Origin of the sequence: Arcobacter sp. CECT 8985 (genome assembly GCF_004116495.1) — a bacterium.
In the GTDB taxonomy this organism is placed as follows: Bacteria; Campylobacterota; Campylobacteria; order Campylobacterales; family Arcobacteraceae; genus Malaciobacter.
Map to the genome: position 1 here is coordinate 1 of NZ_PDKC01000025.1, position 19318 is coordinate 19318.

16 protein-coding genes are annotated in these 19318 nt (G+C 28.3%); 6 read left to right on the forward strand and 10 right to left on the reverse strand.

Annotated elements, in window-relative coordinates:
- Both CRU93_RS10465 and CRU93_RS10470 read left to right on the forward strand, forming a co-directional pair.
- On the forward strand, window positions 1–633 hold a 633-nt coding region (locus tag CRU93_RS10465; protein WP_129104154.1), incomplete at its 5' end, for a TonB-dependent receptor.
- Between the two features lie 184 nt (window positions 634–817).
- Complete coding sequence (locus CRU93_RS10470) at window positions 818–2965, forward strand: TonB-dependent siderophore receptor (protein ID WP_129104155.1); 2148 nt, start codon at window positions 818–820, stop codon at window positions 2963–2965.
- A 129-nt stretch (window positions 2966–3094) separates the two neighbouring features.
- On the opposite strand, the gene lepA is transcribed toward CRU93_RS10470, so the two are convergent.
- The 7 genes from lepA to CRU93_RS10505 form a co-directional block, all read right to left on the reverse strand.
- Entirely contained in the window at window positions 3095–4882 is a 1788-nt protein-coding gene (gene lepA, locus CRU93_RS10475) for a translation elongation factor 4 (protein WP_129104156.1), read from the reverse strand.
- A gap of 106 nt (window positions 4883–4988) precedes the next feature.
- A complete protein-coding gene (locus tag CRU93_RS10480) occupies window positions 4989–6017 on the reverse strand; it encodes an OmpA family protein (protein WP_129104157.1) in 1029 nt (342 codons plus the stop codon).
- Window positions 6018–6089: 72 nt separating this feature from the next.
- Window positions 6090–7022 (reverse strand): ribose-phosphate pyrophosphokinase, encoded by a 933-nt coding sequence (locus tag CRU93_RS10485; RefSeq protein WP_129104158.1) that lies wholly within the window; start codon window positions 7020–7022, stop codon window positions 6090–6092.
- Window positions 7023–7434: 412 nt separating this feature from the next.
- Window positions 7435–8469, reverse strand: coding sequence for a tRNA 2-thiouridine(34) synthase MnmA (mnmA, locus tag CRU93_RS10490; RefSeq protein ID WP_129104159.1), 1035 nt, complete (start codon window positions 8467–8469; stop codon window positions 7435–7437).
- Window positions 8470–8671: 202 nt separating this feature from the next.
- Window positions 8672–9769, reverse strand: a complete 1098-nt coding sequence (gene mnmA / locus CRU93_RS10495; RefSeq protein ID WP_129104160.1) for a tRNA 2-thiouridine(34) synthase MnmA — start codon at window positions 9767–9769, stop codon at window positions 8672–8674.
- A gap of 33 nt (window positions 9770–9802) precedes the next feature.
- Window positions 9803–10318 (reverse strand): 2-amino-4-hydroxy-6-hydroxymethyldihydropteridine diphosphokinase, encoded by a 516-nt coding sequence (gene folK, locus CRU93_RS10500; RefSeq protein WP_129104161.1) that lies wholly within the window; start codon window positions 10316–10318, stop codon window positions 9803–9805.
- Between the two features lie 56 nt (window positions 10319–10374).
- The gene (locus CRU93_RS10505) at window positions 10375–11400 is read right to left on the reverse strand and encodes a M24 family metallopeptidase (RefSeq protein WP_129104162.1); all 1026 of its coding nucleotides are present in this window, start codon (window positions 11398–11400) and stop codon (window positions 10375–10377) included.
- 66 nt (window positions 11401–11466) lie between these two features.
- Here CRU93_RS10505 and aroQ point away from each other — a divergent pair, with 66 nt between their 5' ends.
- The 4 genes from aroQ to CRU93_RS10525 all read left to right on the forward strand — a co-directional run bounded on the left by aroQ (window position 11467) and on the right by CRU93_RS10525 (window position 15501).
- On the forward strand, window positions 11467–11940 hold the full coding sequence (gene aroQ, locus CRU93_RS10510) for a type II 3-dehydroquinate dehydratase (RefSeq protein WP_129104163.1): 474 nt from the start codon (window positions 11467–11469) through the stop codon (window positions 11938–11940).
- Between the two features lie 5 nt (window positions 11941–11945).
- Entirely contained in the window at window positions 11946–13169 is a 1224-nt protein-coding gene (locus tag CRU93_RS10515) for a metal-dependent hydrolase (RefSeq protein ID WP_129104164.1), read from the forward strand.
- Entirely contained in the window at window positions 13162–14052 is an 891-nt protein-coding gene (gene sppA / locus CRU93_RS10520; RefSeq protein WP_129104165.1) for a signal peptide peptidase SppA, read from the forward strand. The genes CRU93_RS10515 and sppA overlap by 8 nt, the downstream gene beginning before the upstream one ends.
- A 195-nt stretch (window positions 14053–14247) precedes the next feature.
- The gene (locus CRU93_RS10525; protein WP_129104166.1) at window positions 14248–15501 is read left to right on the forward strand and encodes a DEAD/DEAH box helicase; all 1254 of its coding nucleotides are present in this window, start codon (window positions 14248–14250) and stop codon (window positions 15499–15501) included.
- A gap of 59 nt (window positions 15502–15560) precedes the next feature.
- Here CRU93_RS10525 and CRU93_RS10530 read toward each other — a convergent pair whose 3' ends face one another.
- From CRU93_RS10530 to CRU93_RS10540, 3 genes are all read right to left on the reverse strand, one after another.
- Entirely contained in the window at window positions 15561–16763 is a 1203-nt protein-coding gene (locus CRU93_RS10530; RefSeq protein ID WP_129104167.1) for an acetate/propionate family kinase, read from the reverse strand.
- 22 nt (window positions 16764–16785) lie between these two features.
- Window positions 16786–17784 carry a phosphate acetyltransferase gene (gene pta / locus CRU93_RS10535; protein WP_129104168.1) on the reverse strand — a complete coding sequence of 333 codons (999 nt, stop codon included), beginning with the start codon at window positions 17782–17784 and terminating at the stop codon, window positions 16786–16788.
- Window positions 17785–18001: 217 nt separating this feature from the next.
- On the reverse strand, window positions 18002–19192 hold the full coding sequence (locus CRU93_RS10540) for an acetate/propionate family kinase (protein ID WP_129104169.1): 1191 nt from the start codon (window positions 19190–19192) through the stop codon (window positions 18002–18004).
- Window positions 19193–19318 lie beyond the last annotated feature (126 nt).

Sequence of the window (19318 nt, forward strand, 5' to 3'; positions counted from 1 at the left end):
CAATTAAATAGTGATTACAATAAGTTTTATAAAGATATTGATTCAGATTATATGAAAAATAAAGATAACATAACACGAGGTATAGAATTGACATTTGAAAAAGATTTTTTTGAATCTTATTTAATAAGTACGACTTTTTTTATAGCAAATAATGATTACGATTACATTTATAAAAAACATACTTCAAATAAAAAACACAGAATTAATAGCTTGTCTAAGGGGTTAAACTTTTCTATAGATAAAAGTATTTCTGATAATTTCAAAGTTGTAACAGCAGCAAAAATAAGCCAAAATAAAATAAAAGATAGTAATGAAAAATATTTAATTGGGAACAATGTTAAAAACAAAGCTAATACTCAATTAGCTTTAAATTTAGAATATAAAATAAACAAGATTAAATTATTTAGTAGATTTACTCATATGTCAAGTAGATATGCAAATGATAAAAATAGTAAAAAATTAGATCCTTATACTATAGGTACAATTGGAAGTTCTTTTTATACAAAAGTAAAAAATAGAGATATTAAATTTGATTTTAATATAAAAAATATATTTAATAAGAAATATTATATTGATTCAGATACGCAAGGAGATTTGAGGAATTATTTTTTCAATATGATTATGAGTTTTTGAATTTAAAACTCTAATTTTTTTTGTTTTTTTACTTATATATAACTACTTTTATAAAAAAATAACTGACTAAAATCATTTAAAATTATTAATAATAATAATTATCAAAATTAAGTATTTGCTAAGAAAAATTTGCTATTATTTTGCCTTTGCAACAAGTTTGCAATATTCAAATACAAGGAAAATAATGCAAAAAAAAGTTTTTTCTATGGTAGCAGCATCTTTTATATTACTTCCTAATATAATGTTTTCATCTGAGATAAAAACTAATAAAAGTGTTTCTTTATCTGATGTAACTATTGTTAGTGATTCGGATGAGAAAAAGCAATCATACTATAAAACTGAAGCTACTTCAGTTACTCGTACAGATACACCTCTTTTAGAAACAGCTCAATCTGTTCAAATAGTTACAAACAAAATTTTGGATGACATGGGTATAGTTAGTCTTGATGAGTCATTAGATTATGTAAGTGGAATCTCAAGACAAAATGATTTTGGTGGAGTGTGGGATAACTTCGCTATTAGAGGTTTTTCAGGACATGAAAATACAGGAATAAGTATGCTTAAAAATGGGTTTGCTGATAACAGAGGATACAATGCTCCTAGAGATGCAGCAAACATTGAGAGTATAGAAGTTTTAAAAGGACCATCAGGATCTCTTTATGGTAATACTGAACCTGGTGGAACAATAAATATTGTTACAAAACAACCAAAATTTACAAGAAACAACTCAATCACAACTATGCTTGGTAGTAATGATTTTTATAGAGTATCAGCAGATTTAACTGGACCATTAAGTGAATCTTTCGCCTATCGGTTGAATGTAGCTGCTGAAAAGAAAAAAAGTTTCCGTGATTATATTCAAAGTGAAAGATATATTATTGCACCTTCTTTTCTTTGGTTAATCAATGATAATACATATTTGACATATATGGGTGAGTATATCAAACAAGAAGCTCCTTTTGATAGAGGGATTGTTGCATTTAATGGTGATTTTGATGTTATTGATCGTAAAACATTTTTTGGGAATCCAAAAGATGATAATATGGTACTTGAAAACTATACTCATCAGTTAAAATTAGAACATGATTTTTCAGATAGTTGGAGTACAAAAGTTGGATTAGCTTATAAAACAGGAGATTTTAAGGGAACAGGAGCAGAAGTAAAACCTTTTGTTAATGTTACAACCGATTCTTTGATGCTTCGTTCTAGGTATAAAGATTTTGAGTCCAAAGATTTTTCTTTTCAAGCAGATGTAAAAAATGTTTCAACAATAAAAGATTTTAAAAACACTCTTTTATTTGGAATGGAATCTTATCGTTATGAGTTAGATTTTGCTTTATATAATTTAAATAACTCTGTAAGAATGGATAATATTAGGGGCAATCCAACTTATACAACTTTAGCTACAGGAAAAGGAACTATAATTAAAGATGAACACCAAGTACAAAAGGGAATAGCATTTTTTGCACAAGATGAATTAGCTTTCTCTGATTCATGGAGATTACTTGTTGGTTTAAGATATGATGATATTGATACACAATTGGAAAAACATAAAAAAGGAATCTCCTATTCTCAAAATGATTATGCGTTGTCCCCTAGAATAGGTCTAACTTATCTTATAAATCCTAATTGGTCTTGGTATGCTACTTCTGGAAAGTCATTTAGACCAAACTCTGGTGTAGATAAAGATGGAAATACTTTTGAAGCAGAAGAAGGAATATCTATAGAAACAGGTTTGAAGTTTGAATCTGACAATAAAGATATGGGAGGAAGCCTTGCTTTATACAGAATTGATAAAAAGAATGTTTTAACAGGGACAGATCCTAATGGTGTTTACTCTATTGCAGCTGGTAAAGTAAGAAGTCAAGGTATAGAGTTTGATATAGGAGGAAGTCTTACTTCTAATATAAGAATTAATGCAAACTATACATATACTGATACAGAAGTTATTAAAGATACTGGTGGTGCTATTGATTGGTCAATTGGAAGAGTTGTTAATTTGGAAGGTAAAGCCTTGACAAATGTAGCCAAACATAGTGGATCAGTTCTTTTTATGTGGGAAGAAAAATTATCAAATAACTCTTCTTATGGTATTGGAAGTAATCTTATTTATGTAGGAAAAAGAGAAGGAAATTATATTAATAGTTTTACATTACCTGATTATATTACGATGGGATTAACATCTTATTGGCAAGTAAATAAGAGTTTAAAATTTAAATTAAATGTTAATAATCTATTTGATGAAAAATATATTGCAAGTAGTTATGATCGTTCATGGGCTGTACCTGGTTCACCAAGACGTTTTACATTAAGTATGAATTACAAATTTTAAAATTTGACATAGTTTCAAAGTAGAAAAAAGTGTGTGAATAGGAGTTTATTTAAATATACTCCTATTCAAAAACTAAAGTTGTTTTGTGTTTTAAAAAAACATTTAATAATGCAGTAGATATGTTAAATATTAGATTTTTAAAACTGCCATAAAAGCTTCTTGTGGTACATTTACTTTTCCAATAGCTTTCATTCTTTTTTTACCTGCTTTTTGTTTTTCTAAAAGTTTTCTTTTTCTTGTAATATCTCCACCATAACATTTTGCAGTAACATTTTTACCTGTAGATTTTACAGTTTCTCTTGCTATAATATTACTTCCAATTGAAGCTTGTATTGCTACTTCAAAAAGCTGTCTAGGAATTAATTCTTTTAATGCTTTTATAAATTCTCTTCCTTTTGAAAGTGCTTTATTTTCTGGAACAATAATTGATAATGCATCTACTACATCTCCAGCAACTTTAATATCAAGTTTTTGTAAAATCCCTGGTCTAAATCCAATTGGTTCATAATCAAATGATGCATAACCTTTTGTAGTAGATTTTAATTTATCATAAAAGTCCATTACAATTTCATTCATTGGAATGTCATATTCTAGTAAAACTCTTTTTCCAAGATAATCCATTTTATTTTGGATACCTCTTTTATCATTTAGAAGTTTTATAACATTTCCTAAAAATTCATCAGGAACCAAAATTGTAGCTTTTACATATGGCTCATAGATTGTTTCTATATAGTTTGGTTCAGGTAATTCAGATGGGTTTTGAATTTCGATTTTTTCTCCATCTTTTTTTTCAATTTGATATACAACAGTTGGTGCAGTTGCAATTAAATCTAAATCAAATTCTCTTTCAAGTCTTTCTTTTATAACTTCCATATGAAGCATTCCAAGAAAACCTGTTCTAAATCCACTTCCAAGTGCAGCTGAACTTTCAGGTTCAAAAGATATTGATGAATCATTTAATTGAAGTTTTATTAAAGCTTCTCGTAAATCTTCAAATTTATCTGTTTCTATTGGATATAATCCAGCAAATACAAATGGTTTAGCTGGTTCAAATCCACCAATTGCTTTTTGTGTTGGATTTTTTGCATCTGTCATTGTATCACCAACGGCAATTCCATCTAAAGTTTTAAGACCAAGTACAACAATACCAATTTCTCCTGTTTTAATTTCAAGAGTTTTTTCCCTATTTAATGGGTGAGGGTACATTAAGTCAAGTACAGGATGTTCAACTTTTGTATTCATCATTTTTAATACTTGACCTTTCTTAATACTTCCATCATAAACTCTTACAAGTGCTAAAGCTCCAAGATAATTATCAAACCAAGAATCATAAATAAGAGCTTTAGTAGAAGCATCTTTATCTCCATTTGGTGCTGGCACTCTATCTACAATTGAGTCAATTAAATCTTTAACTCCAAGACCAGTTTTTGCACTAACTAGATTATGTTCTGTACAATCAAGTCCAATTGCCTCTTCAGTTTCTTCAAGTACTCTCATAGGGTCAGCACTTGGTAAATCAATTTTATTTACAACTGGAAGTAATTCTAAGTCATTATCCAATGCAATATAAACATTTGCAATAGTTTGTGCTTCTACACCTTGTGTTGAATCAACAATTAATAATGCACCTTCAGATGAAGCTAAACTTCTACTAACTTCATAAGAAAAATCAACGTGACCTGGAGTGTCAATTAGATTAAGGATATACTCTTGTCCATCCTTTATATATTTTAATCTAACACTTTGAGCCTTGATTGTGATTCCTCTTTCTTGCTCAATATCCATAGTGTCCATCATTTGTGCTGACAACTCTCTATCTGTTACAGCTCCGCACTCTTGAATAATTCTATCTGCAAGTGTAGACTTTCCATGGTCAATGTGTGCAATAATACTAAAATTCCTAATATTTTGTTGCAAAGTAAGTTCCTATTGATTTATATTTTACGCGATTATATCTAATTTAATGTTATGTAGTGTTTAAGTTTTTAAGTAGTTAAAAGATAGGTTTTACCTATCTTTTAAATTATTTTATAATAGTTGCTTCAACTCTTCTGTTTTTAGCTCTACCTTCTTTTGTTTCATTTGTAGCAATTGGTCTTGATTCACCATAACCAAACCATTTTAATCTTTTTGTGTCAATTTTATATGCTTTAAGTGCATTTACAGTTGAAAGTGCTCTTCTTTTAGATAATTTATCATTATATTCTTTAGTTCCTATTGAATCTGTATGTGCTTCAATTTTAGCTTTTGTAGTTGGGAAAGCTTTCATAAATTCAGCAAATCTTTTGATTTTTGATTCATAAGAATTATTGATTTTTGCACTATCAAATTTAAAATTAATATTTAAATCTGTTTTTAACGAACATCCAACTTTATCTACAAAGTCACCTTTTGGAGTATTTGGACATTGGTCAATTGAATCAACTACACCATCTCCATCGCTATCCATTTCAACTTTTTTTGGTTCTTCTTTTTTAACTGGAGCCATTTTTTTAACTGGTTCTTCTTTAACAGGAGCTACATTAGTTGCTTTTTTACCAAATGAAATTGCAAGACCAACAGTATATAAAAGTGTATTATCACCATGATTTGCATTGATTAAATGTCTAACATCTGTTTTTAAAGCTATATCATCTGTAAATTTATATTTATAACCAATACCATAGTTTCCAAATAATCCAGAGTCGTTTCTGTGGTCTTCATTACTAAATAATTCAACACCAGCACCAACTAATCCATAAATTGAAGAGTTATTAGTGATTTCAAAATCTTTAATTACGTTAGTGAAAAGTCTTGTAATTTGAGTATCTCCACCTTTATCATAATCAACTTCACCAAGGCTATTTAAAAAACCTAGTTCAACTTGATTAAAAAAACTTTTGTCGTCAAGATTAAAACCTAAACTTAGTCCACCTACGCCATAGTGATCATCAAGGTTTGTATTCCCTTCTGTAATAGCACCACCAATAATTGGAGTAACTTCATATTTATATTCACTTGCAGCAAACATTAAGCTACTACATAAAATAGTCGATAATAAAACCTTCTTCATAAAAAATCCTTGTTTTTTTTATTTCAATATACTAAATTATAGGTTTAAATAAATTAAATCCTACTTATTAGTTTAACTTTTAAAAATTGAATTAACCGATTCATTATTATGAATTCTTTTTATAGTCTCTCCAATAATCTCAGCAGCAGTTAAAACTGTAATTTTATCACACTCTTTTTTAGCAGGGATTGTATCAGAAATTACAAGTTCGTCTAAAACGCCATTTTCAATTCTTTCATATGCAGGACCTGAAAGAACTCCATGTGTACAACATGCCATTACTGAAGTTGCACCTTTTTTCTTAAGTACTTCAGCAGCTTTAACTAAAGTTCCAGCAGTATCAACCATATCATCAACTAATATAACATCTTTTCCTGCAACATCGCCAATAATATTCATAACTTCAGCTACATTTGCTTTTTCTCTTCTTTTATCAACAATTACTAAATCATAACCTAACTTATTTGCATAAGATCTTGCTCTTGCAACACCACCAATATCAGGACTTGCAATAATTGGATTTTTTAATTTTTTAGATTTAATATAATCAACGAACATAATTGAACCAAATAAGTTATCAACAGGAACATTAAAGAAACCTTGAATTTGAGCAGCGTGTAAATCAATTGTAATAACTCTATGGATACCAGCTTTTTCTAATAAGTCAGCAACTAATTTTGCAGAAATTGGAACTCTTGGAGCAGCTTTTCTATCTTGTCTTGCATATCCATAATATGGAATAACTGCAGAAATCGATTTTGCACTTGATCTTTTAAGTGCATCAATCATAATTAAAAGTTCCATAAGATTATCATTTGTTGGAGCACAAGTAGGTTGAATGATAAATACATCTTGACCTCTTACACTTTCTGTAACTTGTACAGAGATTTCTCCATCACTAAATTTATTAAGTGTAGCCTCTCCAATAGGCTCTTTTAAATATTCCCCGACTTTTTTTGCAAAATCAGGATTTGCAGAACCACTAAAAAGTTTGAAACATGACATTATTTTTTTTCCTTGTAATTTTTATTATAGTATTTATAATGCGATTTTATCTAAATACTTCTTATATTGAATTTATATGTTATTAATAAAAAATATATAGTCTAAAAGTATAAAAAATATACATGCAAAATATTGAATAGGATTTATTAAATGTTATACTTTAATTGTTCTTCTAAAGGAAAGAAGACTAAAGGGAAATTTTTTAAGCGCGAGTCCGTTATTTTTATTACATACCTTGTAATTTTATGAGTTATTGGATAAAAAAGTTTTAGATATTTTTCGCTCATTTTTCTAAAACTTTTTAATATCCTTTATGTAACTCTTTGTGATGACAGTCATGTTTGACTTCATATATACTTTCTAGTGTAAAAATCTAAGAGAGATTCCTCCTCCTCTCTTAGTATTTTTATAATTATTTAGATGTATTCTCTATCCAACCACTTCCAATAACTTTTTGTTTATCATAAAATACAGCAAGTTGACCAGCTGCTACACCAAATGCTGGCTCTTTTAATTTTATTATTGCTTTGTTATTTTTAATATTCACTTCGCAAGGTGTTGTTACACTTCTATATCTTAGTTTTACTCCACAATTAAAAGTAGTTTCATCAATATACATATTTAAATTATTTGCTATTACATTATTAACTTCAAGTGCTTGTTTTTTCCCAACTACAATTGTATTATCTTTAGGGTTTAATTTTGTAACAAAGTGAGGTTCATGTGCTCCATTTACTGTAAATCCTCTTCTTTTACCAATTGTGTAGTGCATATAACCTTTATGTTTACCAACTATATTTCCATTTTCATCAAGAACATTTCCAGGAATATCAATATTTGCATGACGTTTCACAACATCAGTATAAACTGTTTCAACAAAGCAAATTTCTTGTGACTCACTTTTTTCTGTAATTTTTTTATATGCAACATCAAGTTTAGCACCAAATTTGATGATATCTTCTTTTTTGTAAGTACTTAAAGGGAACATCATATATGGTAATGCTTCTTTTTCTACTTGAGATAAGAAATAACTTTGATCTTTTGTTTTGTCATCAGCTTCATAGAAAAATTTTCCATCTGTTTTGGCATAATGACCTGTTGCCAAATATGAAGCTCCATGCTCTTTTGCAAATTTAAGCATTGCACCAAATTTTATTTGTCTATTACATTTAACACATGGATTTGGAGTTGTTCCTTGTAAGTATGAATCTACAAAATAATCATAAACTTCTTGTGTAAACTTATCAGCTAAATCTAGAATGTGATATTTTATTCCAAGATATTTTGCAACATCTTCAATATATCCTAAATTTTTCTCGTGATAACCATCTGTTCTATTATGAAGTTTTAAGTAAACACCTTCTACTTCATATCCTTCTTTTTGTAGCATATATGCAGTAACTGATGAATCAATTCCGCCACTCATTCCAACCATTACTTTTTTCATATTTTACCTTTAAAAGTCTCTTTATAGAAACTATAAATTTAATAAAGGAATAATCACTGATTCTCTATTGCCCAATTTAATAAGATATTTAATTTTTGGTTTTAGACGTATCTTGAAAGGATCGCTTTCTTCCATATTTTAGTTTTAATCTCTACAATTATTTAAATAGTTGTAGAGATTATAAAAGCGCGATTATAGCATATTAATTGTAATTACTAATAAATCCACCACCTAAGCAATAATTACCATCATATAAAACTAGACTTTGTCCTAAAGTTACAGCTCTTTGAGGTTTATCAAATTCTACTATTACTTTATCTTCATTTATTTCAACTACTGTACAAGCTTGCTTTTGTTGACGATAACGAATTTGTGCCATTAGTTTATCTCCAACTTTAGCAGGCTCTTCAAGTACCCAGTGCATATGACTAGCTTCTACATTTTTACTCATAAGTAAAGGATGGTTTGTATCTTGAACAACTGTTAAAGTATTATCTTCAATATTCTTTTTAGCAGCATACCATGATTTGTGAGTGTTATTTTCACCTTCAAGCCCTTTGATCCCACCAAGACCAATACCTTTTCTTTGCCCTAATGTGTAGCAAATAAGTCCTTTGTGTTTTCCTAAAACTTTTCCATTTTCATCTATAATATCACCAGGAATCGCTTTTAAATGCTGTGTAATAAATTCATCAAATCTTTGGTTGCCAATAAAACAAATTCCAGTACTATCTTTTTTATCACTTACTGGTAGATTATGTTTTCTTGCTATTTCTCTTACTTCTTTTTTAGTTAAATCACCAAGAGGAAACATAGATTGAGATAATTGTTCACTTGATAATGCATGTAAAAAATAACTTTGGTCTTTTGTATTATCTTTTGGAGTATCTAAAACATAATGGTCGTGATATTTAGCTATTTTTGCATAGTGTCCAGTAGCAATGAAATCTGCACCCATTTTTTTAGCTTCATTTAAAAATACATTAAATTTAATTTCACGATTACATAAAATATCTGGATTTGGAGTAAGTCCTTTTTTTAAACCTTCTAAGAATACATCAAATACTTTAGTTCTATACTCTTCAACAAAGTCTTTACCTTTTACTTCAATTCCAATTAATTCACCTACTTTTTTAGCATCTTCAAATTCTATACGATTAGGGCATTGGCTACCTTTAATTCCATATTCCCAATTTCTCATAAATAGGCCTTGTACTTCATAGCCTTGTTCTTTTAATAATAATGCAGTAACTGAAGAATCAACACCCCCAGACATACCTACAACTACTTTTTTTTTCATTATGTACCTTCTTTAAAATAATTGAACATTATTTTATTTATTTATAACTATGTTCTTTTTTGTTTTGTAATTTTTTATATATTTTAAAGGAATAATCACTGATTCTCTATTTGCCCAATCTTTGTGAGGAATAATAAGTTTTTGGGTATTAATTTTTTTATTATCAAAGAAAATAATATCAATATCCAAGGTTCTAGGCGCATCTTGAAAGGATCGCTTTCTTCCCAATCTATTTTCTAATCTTTGCATATTTTTCAAAAAATCATTTGGCGATAGATTAGATTTAATCACAATTATACCATTTAAAAAGTCATTTTGATTTAAAAAACCAAATGGAGGATTTAAAAGTAGGGGAGATGTCATAAGTATATCAAATCTTAGATCTTCTTTTAAATATAAGAATAACTTATCAAATCTGCTTTTAACATTTCCTATATTTCCCCCAATACCAATAGTAACAAGATATTTTTTGTTTGAATTAATTTTTGAAGTGTATGGAAAATTACTTGTAAAAAAAAGTGTTAATTTATCATCTAATTTTTTTAGCATTTTGCTCCTAAATATAAAATTGAGTAAAAAAGTCAAGTTTAAAAAAAACTTAACTTTTATAAAATTACTGCTTTTCCATTTATCATTGCAACTGTATCTTCAATTCTAATTCCAAATTCATTTGGAAGATAAATACCTGGTTCAATTGTAAAAACCATATTATCTTCAATTATTACATCAGATTTAGCACTTATAAAAGGAAATTCATGGATATCCAACCCAACCCCATGACCTGTACTATGCACAAAATATTTGCCATAACCTGCTTTTGTAATAATATCTCTTGTAAGAGCATCAATTTGTGATGCTTTCATTCCTGAACGTGCATTATTAATCGCATTAAGTTGAGCTTTATAAACTAAATCATAAATTTTTTGATGTTTTTTGTTTTTAAATTTTTGCTCTCTTTTAAAAGAGAATTTTTCAAAGTTTACATTAGAAGTACAAGTTCTATCAGAACAATATCTTTTATATTTTATTCCCGCATCAACTAAAAGTAAATCATTTAATTTTAGTTTTTTCTTTGTTGGTAAAGCATGAGGCTTTGCAGCATTTTCATTTATTGCCACAATTGGTTCAAAACTTAAGTTATATTTTCCCACTTGACTCATCTTTTCAACTGCTTTAAAATATAAAAGTTGTTCTTTTTGATTAAATCCATTTTTTCTTATATATTTGGCTAAAGATTTAAAACCATCTCTTCCTAATTTTGCAGCTTTACTTAATATTGCAATTTCATCATCTGTTTTGATAATTCTTTTTTGTTTTGAAAAATTTAGTTTTTCAATAAAATCAATATCTAAGTCTTCGATTAGTTTTTTATATGCATGGTATGTAAAATCACTTGGATCAAAAGTTAGTTTTTTTATTTTACTATCTTTTAAAAGTTCTTTTGTAGTTTTTATCAAATCACTTGATTCTATGATAGAACAACTCTTTGCATACTCTTTTGCTTCTAAAACATATCTAGCATCCGTAAGAAAAAAGTTCTCACTTCCTAACTTGATAAATATCACATTATCACAAGAAAATCCACATTCATAATAGATTGCATTTTCATTTTGTAGTATATAGTTTTCCATAACTCATCTTTCATTAACAAAAATTTTAATATAATCTTATCAAAAATTTATAAAAGGAAATATAATATGAAAATTGCAGTTATCCAAGGTCCAAATTTAAATATGTTAGGTATTAGAGAAAAACATATTTATGGTCCTATGTCATTAGAACAAATTCATGAACAAATGAAAGCTAGTGCAGAGCAAAATAATGTAGAATTAGAATTTTTTCAATCAAATTTAGAAGGTGAAATAGTAGATAGAATTCAAGAATGTTTAGGTGAAGTTGAAGGTATTATTATAAACCCAGCAGCATATTCTCATACATCAATTGCAATTAAAGATGCACTAAGTGCAGTAAATCTTCCTGTAGTTGAAGTTCATATCTCAAATATCTATAAAAGAGAAGAATTTAGACAAAAATCAATTACTGCAAGTGCAAGTACTGGTGTAATTTCTGGATTTGGTCCATTTGGATATCATTTAGGATTAATTTCATTAATGCAAATGATTACAGAAATTAAAGCTGTACAAGAAGCAAATGATTCAAAAGAACAATAATTGTAATGAAATCAATTAGTGCAAAGTGGGTTTTTACCTGCGATGAAAACAATAGTATCATTGAAAATGGTGCTATTGTTTACGATAAAAAAATTATAGATATAGATACTTTAGAAAATATTCAAAAAAAATATCCAAATTTAGAAACTACTATTCTTGAAGATAATTCAGTTTTGATGCCTGGTCTTATAAATACTCATGTTCACTTAGAGTTTAGTTCAAACTCTACAACTTTAAAGTATGGAAATTTTATGTTATGGCTTAATTCAGTAATTGCTTCAAGAGATGAACTTATAAATAAAGCTACTAAAAAATTAATTTTAAAAAAATTAGATAAAATGAAAAAAAGTGGTACTACAACAATTGGTGCAATATCATCATATGGTTTTGATATGGAAGCTTGTTTAGAATCACCAATAAATACAGTATTTTTTAATGAAGTAATAGGAAGTCGTCCTGATATGATAGATACTTTATTTACTGATTTTAAATCAAGATTAGAAAAATCAAAAAAAAATAAAAATGAGAGTTTTTATCCTGCGATTGCAATACATTCTCCATATTCAGTTCATCCTATTTTAATAAAAGAGACATTAATCATTGCAAAAGAAGAAAATTTACCTGTTAGTGCACACTTTTTAGAATCAGTTGAAGAGTATGACTGGTTACATAAAGATGAGGGTGGATTTACCGAGTTTTTCAAAAACTTTTTAGGTCAAGAGAAAGCTGTTACAAAACCTATGAATTTTTTAAATCAATTTGATGGAATTTCAAATCTTTCATTCACTCACTGTGTGGAAGCAAGTGATGATGATTTATCAAAAATTAAAAGTTTAAATGCAGTAATAAATCATTGTGTTACTTCAAATAGACTTTTAAATAATACAAAATTAGATTTATCTAGAATAAATGAAGCTGATTTTGCAATAGGAACTGATGGTTTGAGTTCAAATAATTCTTTATCAATGTTTGATGAAATGAGAAATGTTTTGATGATGCATAGTGATTTTGAAATAAATAGTTTTGCAAAGAAAATCTTAAAAGCTTCAACTGTAAATGCAGCTAGAGCATTGGGCTTAAATAAAGGAATTTTAGCAAAACAAAAAGATTCAGATATTATAGCAATTAATCTACCTGATGAGTTAGCTCACAAACAAGATTTGGCAACACATATTATCTTACATACTAAGTATGTGAAAAAAACAATAATAGGAGGGAAAGATGTTTAATTTCCTTAAGACTTTATTTTCACCAATCATTGCAATTTTAGATTTTATAACTAAATATTTTAAAACAATTGTATTTTTAACAATTATGTATTTTGTAATAGTTAGTGGTTCAAATAATGAAATTTCTACTTTTGAACAAAATCATGCAAATTTACAAAAAATCGAGTTAACAGGACCAATTGTTAGTTCACAAACAATATTAGAACAGATAGATAAAGCTAGAAAAGATCCAAATATTAAAGGTGTTTTGCTTGAAGTAAATTCACCAGGTGGTGCAGTTGCTCCTTCAGTTGAGATTGCATATGCAATAAAAAGATTAAGAGATACTAAGCCAGTTGTAGCTTATGCAAGTGGAATAATGGCTAGTGGAAGTTATTACTCTTCTATTTGGGCAAATAAGATTATTGCAAATCCAGGAAGTATGGTTGGTTCAATTGGTGTTATTTTTCAAGGTGCTAATGTTGAAGAGTTAATGAATAAAATTGGAATAAAAGCACAAACCATAAAAGTAGGGAAATATAAAGAAGTAGGAACTCCTACAAGAAAATGGTCTACTTATGAAAAAGAAGAATTAGAAAAAGTAATAAATGATACTTATGATATGTTTGTATCAGATGTTGCAAAAGCAAGAAATCTTAAAAAATCTAATTCAAAAGATTTTGCCGATGCACATATTTTCACTGCAAGACAGGCAAAAGATGTAAAATTGATTGATGAGGTAGGTACTATTTATACTGCAAAAGCACAATTAATTAAATTATCAAAAGTTATTGTTCCTGTTTGGAAAAAAGAAGATAAGATTAATAAATTTATAGATAAATTTATTAATGAAGCAGTAACTCATTTTTCAATGAGATTTATGGATGGATTAAAAGCTTATTAAAAGTTATAATCTTTAATTTTACTGTAATTTAAAAGAGTACTTAAAAAAAAGTACTCTTTTTTTATATATTATGATATACTTCTTCAATCAATAAGTAAATAATCTACGTTATTCTTCGTTTTAATTATAATTAATTTCTTAATTAGCCTAGCATATCAACATTTTAAATTACTGATACTTATTAAAAGGTAATTAATGTCATTTTCACATTTAGGATTAAATCCTAATATTTTAAAAGCAATAAAAGAGCAAGGATATACAACTCCTACTGCTATTCAAAAACAAGCTATTCCGATCGTTTTAGAAAAAAACGATATATTAGCAGCAGCACAAACAGGTACTGGTAAAACAGCCGCATTTACACTTCCATTATTAGAAATAATGAGTGTTAAAAAAAATAAAAAAGAGCAAAAGCCTTATATTAAAGCTCTTATTTTAACTCCAACAAGAGAATTAGCTTCTCAAGTTTGCGAAAACATACAATCATATTGTAAATATCTTCCTTTTAAATCTACGGTTATTTTCGGTGGAGTTGGAATTAATCCACAAAAAGCAGCTTTAAGAAAAGGTGTTGATATTGTAATAGCAACTCCAGGAAGATTGCTTGATCATATTTCTCAAAAAACTATAGATTTATCAAGAGTTGACTTTTTAGTTCTTGATGAAGCTGATAGAATGCTTGATATGGGTTTTATCAATGATATAAAAAAAGTTATGAGTTATATTCCACAAAAAAGACAAACACTTCTTTTTTCTGCAACATTTTCACAAGAAATTAAAAAATTATCACAATCTTTTTTAACTAATCCAAAACTTGTAGAAGTTCAAAGAAGTAATACTTTAACAAAACAAGTTTCACAATTTGTTTATTATGTAAAAAAAGATACAAAAAGAAATTTATTAGTTTCTTTGTTACATAAAGAGAAATGGAATCAAGTTTTAGTTTTTACTAGAACTAAACATGGTGCAAATAAACTATGTGAATTTTTAAATAGAAATGGTATAACATCACTTGCAATTCATGGTGGCAAATCTCAAGGTGCAAGAACAACAGCTTTAAAAGATTTTAAAGATAAAAAAATAAAAATTTTAGTTGCAACTGATATTGCTGCACGTGGATTAGATATCGAATTACTTCCCCATGTAATAAACTTTGAATTGCCAAATGTTCCTGAGGATTATGTTCATAGAATAGGAAGAACAGGAAGAGCAGGGAATATTGGTGAAGCAATTTCTTTAGTTTGTGATGAAGAATTTTTATTTTTAAAAGATATAGAAAAACTTACAAAAACAAATATTCCTGTCAAAACAGTTGAAGGTTTTACAATCGCTAAATTAAAACATGTAGGAAAAAAATCTACTTCAACTTCTAATTCAAGAAGAAAAAATAATAAAAGCGATTCAAATAATAGTAGAAGTAATTCTAGAAAAAGAACTCAAAGAGTTTAAAAGTATAAATTATTAGTCTATTAGAAGTCAAAAGATAAGAGTATAACTCTTATCTTTTTTTATTTTTCAAGTCCTGAAACAATTTTATATGTATCATTTGCAATAACGAACTCTTCATTTGTAGGAATAACAAAAATTCTAGCATTAGAACTATTTGTTGCAATATCTCTAGCTTCAGTTTTTCTTTTGTTATTTTTAGTAGGGTCAATTATTAATCCCATACCATCAAGACCAGCACATACGATTTCTCTAATTAAAGCTGAATTTTCTCCAATTCCACCTGTGAAACATAATGCATCAATTCCATCAAGTGCAGCAACATATGAACCAACATATTTTTTGATATTGTATGCAACCATTTCAACTGCTAATCTACATTTGTCATCACCTTCTTGCATTCCATCAAGTACTTCTCTTAAATCTGAAGATTTACCAGAAATTCCTAAAATACCAGATTTTTTATTCATAATATCTAAAGTTTCATTTATTGAAAGTCCTTCTTGACTCATCATAAATGAAATTGCACCTGCACCAACATCACCAGCTCTTGTTCCCATCATTAAACCTTGAACAGGAGTAAGACCCATAGATGTATCAATACATTTACCATTTAATACAGCACTTACAGAAGATCCATTACCTAAATGACAAACTATAATTCTTGTATTTCTTTTTTTATCAAGCATATTTCTAGCTTCATTTGATACAAAAAAGTGAGAAGTTCCATGAAAACCATATTTTCTTATACCATGTTTTGTATATTGGTCAAATGGAAGTGCATACATATATGCATAATCAGGCATTGTTTGATGAAAAGCAGTATCAAATACAGCAACATTTGGTTTACCTGGCATAAGCTCTTGGCAAATTTCCATTCCCATAATATTTGCTGGATTATGTAAAGGTGCAAGGGGAATAAGTTTTTTCATAGTCTCAATTACTTTTTCTGTAACAATTACAGAAGAAGCAAATTCTTCACCTCCATGTACTGCTCTATGTCCAATAGCTTCAATATCATCAATAGAATCAATTACTTTACCTTCTCCATCTGTTAAAGTTCTAAGAACAAGTTCAATTGCTTCTTTATGTGTAGGCATTGAAACATCAATTTTTAATTTTTGTCCATCACCAAATTCATGTTTTAAAACACCATCAATTCCAATTCTTTCACAGATACCTACTGCTAATACTTTTTTTGTAACTGGATTCATTAATTGGTATTTTAATGAAGAACTCCCTGCATTTAATATAAAAATATTCATTATTATCTCCTCCCCTTATTTTTTAATCTTCTACTTGAGTTGCTGTAATAGCTACTAAATTTGCAATATCTTCTACTGAACACCCTCTTGAAAGGTCATTTACTGGTTTTGCAAGTCCTTGAACAATTGGTCCATGCGCATCTGCTTTTGCAAATCTTTGAACTAATTTATATCCAATATTTCCAGACTGTAGGTCAGGGAATACTAAAATATTTGCATTTCCTGCAACACTACTTTTTGGAGCTTTTTTCTCTCCAATTGAAGGAATAATTGCTGCATCTGCTTGCATTTCTCCATCAAATTTAAAATCTACATTTCTACTTTTTAATATTTCAACTGCTTCTTGTACTTTTGAAACAAGTGGATGTTTAGCACTTCCCATTGTAGAAAAAGATAACATAGCAACTCTTGGATCAAGTCCAACTACATTTTTTGCAGTTGCAGCTGTACTTGATGCAATATCAGCTAATTGTTCAGATGTAGGATCTGGTAAAACCGCACAGTCTGCAAATAATATTAAACCATTATCCCCAAATTCTGTGTCTATTGTTTCCATAACAAAAGTTGATGAAACTGTATTAATTCCAGGTGCTGTTTTAATAACTTGTATAGCAGCTCTTAAAACATCTGCAGTTGGTGAATTTGAACCAGCAACTAATCCATCTGCATCTTTAAGTCTTACCATCATACAACCAAAGAATCTTGGTTCAGTTGTCATGATTTTTATAGCTTCCTCTTTTGATAAGCCCTTTGATTTTCTTAATTCAACTAATTCATCTACATATCTATCAATATTATTAAATTTTGTCGGGTCAATTATTCTTGCACCATCAATATTTGCTTCGCACTTCAGTGCATCTTGTTTGATAGTATCTTCATTACCTATTAGGATAATATTTGCTGTTTTATCTTCTAAAACTTGTTGTGCTGCTTTTAAAACTCTTTCATCTTCCGATTCGGGAAGGACAATAGTTCTAAGCTTTTCTCTAGCATTATTTTTAATACTATTAATTAAACTCATTTATATATCCTTTGTTTATATTCTTTAAAAATTATAGAAGATTAGTATAGCATTTATGTAGCAATAAGGGTAGATTTGGAAAAAAAATTTATACAAAATATAATAAAATGTATGATTTATGTACAAATAGTAATAAATGTATAAAAGTTGTGTGGTTTTGAAACGATAAGAAAAAAATGGAATTTACTCAGCAAAAATTAAGTTTGCTGAGTAAATTTTATAAGTCTTTTACAAGGTTATATGTATCATTTGCAATAACATACTCTTCATTTGTAGGAATTACAAATACTTTTACTTTAGATTTGTTACTACTAATTTCTCTTGTTCCTGATTTTTTAGCTTCATTTCTATCTTTATCTATCTCAATACCCATAAATTCTAAGTTTTCACAAACTTTTTCTCTTATTAAGCTAGCATTTTCTCCTACACCAGCTGTGAAGCAAATAGCATCAACGCCACCTAGTACACCAGCATAAGAACAGATATATTTTTTAATTCTTGTTGTTTTTAAATTAATTGCAAGGGTTGCTCTCTCATCACCATTATCACTTGCTTCAATAATTTCTCTTAAGTCTGAACTAACTCCAGATACTCCAAGTAATCCTGATTTTTTATTTAAGTAGTTAATTAGTTCTTCAGCACTCATTTGTTTTTTTTGCATTAAAAAAGATATAACAGCAGGATCTAAATCACCACTTCTTGTACCCATTACTAAGCCTTCTAAAGGAGTCAATCCCATAGAAGTATCACATGATTTCCCATCTTTAACTGCACAAATAGAAGAACCATTTCCTAAATGACATACGATAACCTTGGCATTTTTATCATTTAATAGTTTACATGCTTCTTTTGATACAAAATTATGGCTTGTTCCATGAAAACCATATTTTCTAACCCCATATTCTTTATAATCTTCGTAAGGAAGAGCATACATATAAGTGCTTGGATCCATTGTCTGATGAAATGCTGTGTCAAATACTGCAACATTTGGCTTGCCTGGCATTAGTTCTCTACAAATTTTTATTCCCATTATATGAGCTGGATTATGTAAAGGAGCTAAAGGTACTAATCTTTCTAATTTTGAAATAACATCTTCATCTATTATTACAGATTTAGAGAAAAATTCTCCTCCATGTACAACTCTATGTCCAATTGCATCTATATCTCTTTCAACTGAGTCAATTACTTTATGCTCGCCCTTGACTAAAGATTTTAAAACTACTTCTATAGCTTCTTTATGAGTAGGCAAATCTACTTCTTGTTTTGTTTTAGTACGAGATTCAATAACTAGTTTACCATCAATTCCAATTCTTTCAGCTATTCCTGATGCAAATACATCGTGTGTGGCATGATTCATTAATTGAAATTTTAGTGATGAACTACCAGCATTTAAAATTAATACTAACATATATTACTTCCTCTTTGTTCTAAATTGTGAAAATTATACCCAAAGCAACTATAAGAGTAATTAAAAATTTTTTTTGAAGTTTTTTCATATATTGTTTTATCTTTTTAGGTATATATTTTATATAAA

What these genes read in the sequence shown, in the direction of transcription:
- aroQ (WP_129104163.1), top strand. Translation starts at nt 11,467, where the DNA reads ATGAAAATTGCAGTTATCCAAGGTCCAAATTTAAATATGTTAGGTATT.
- pta (WP_129104168.1), bottom strand. Translation starts at nt 17,784, where the DNA reads ATGAGTTTAATTAATAGTATTAAAAATAATGCTAGAGAAAAGCTTAGA.
- CRU93_RS10515 (WP_129104164.1), top strand. Translation starts at nt 11,946, where the DNA reads ATGAAATCAATTAGTGCAAAGTGGGTTTTTACCTGCGATGAAAACAAT.
- CRU93_RS10480 (WP_129104157.1), bottom strand. Translation starts at nt 6,017, where the DNA reads ATGAAGAAGGTTTTATTATCGACTATTTTATGTAGTAGCTTAATGTTT.
- mnmA (WP_129104159.1), bottom strand. Translation starts at nt 8,469, where the DNA reads ATGAAAAAAGTAATGGTTGGAATGAGTGGCGGAATTGATTCATCAGTT.
- mnmA (WP_129104160.1), bottom strand. Translation starts at nt 9,769, where the DNA reads ATGAAAAAAAAAGTAGTTGTAGGTATGTCTGGGGGTGTTGATTCTTCA.
- CRU93_RS10485 (WP_129104158.1), bottom strand. Translation starts at nt 7,022, where the DNA reads ATGTCATGTTTCAAACTTTTTAGTGGTTCTGCAAATCCTGATTTTGCA.
- sppA (WP_129104165.1), top strand. Translation starts at nt 13,162, where the DNA reads ATGTTTAATTTCCTTAAGACTTTATTTTCACCAATCATTGCAATTTTA.
- CRU93_RS10530 (WP_129104167.1), bottom strand. Translation starts at nt 16,763, where the DNA reads ATGAATATTTTTATATTAAATGCAGGGAGTTCTTCATTAAAATACCAA.
- CRU93_RS10525 (WP_129104166.1), top strand. Translation starts at nt 14,248, where the DNA reads ATGTCATTTTCACATTTAGGATTAAATCCTAATATTTTAAAAGCAATA.
- CRU93_RS10470 (WP_129104155.1), top strand. Translation starts at nt 818, where the DNA reads ATGCAAAAAAAAGTTTTTTCTATGGTAGCAGCATCTTTTATATTACTT.
- folK (WP_129104161.1), bottom strand. Translation starts at nt 10,318, where the DNA reads ATGCTAAAAAAATTAGATGATAAATTAACACTTTTTTTTACAAGTAAT.
- CRU93_RS10540 (WP_129104169.1), bottom strand. Translation starts at nt 19,192, where the DNA reads ATGTTAGTATTAATTTTAAATGCTGGTAGTTCATCACTAAAATTTCAA.
- CRU93_RS10505 (WP_129104162.1), bottom strand. Translation starts at nt 11,400, where the DNA reads ATGGAAAACTATATACTACAAAATGAAAATGCAATCTATTATGAATGT.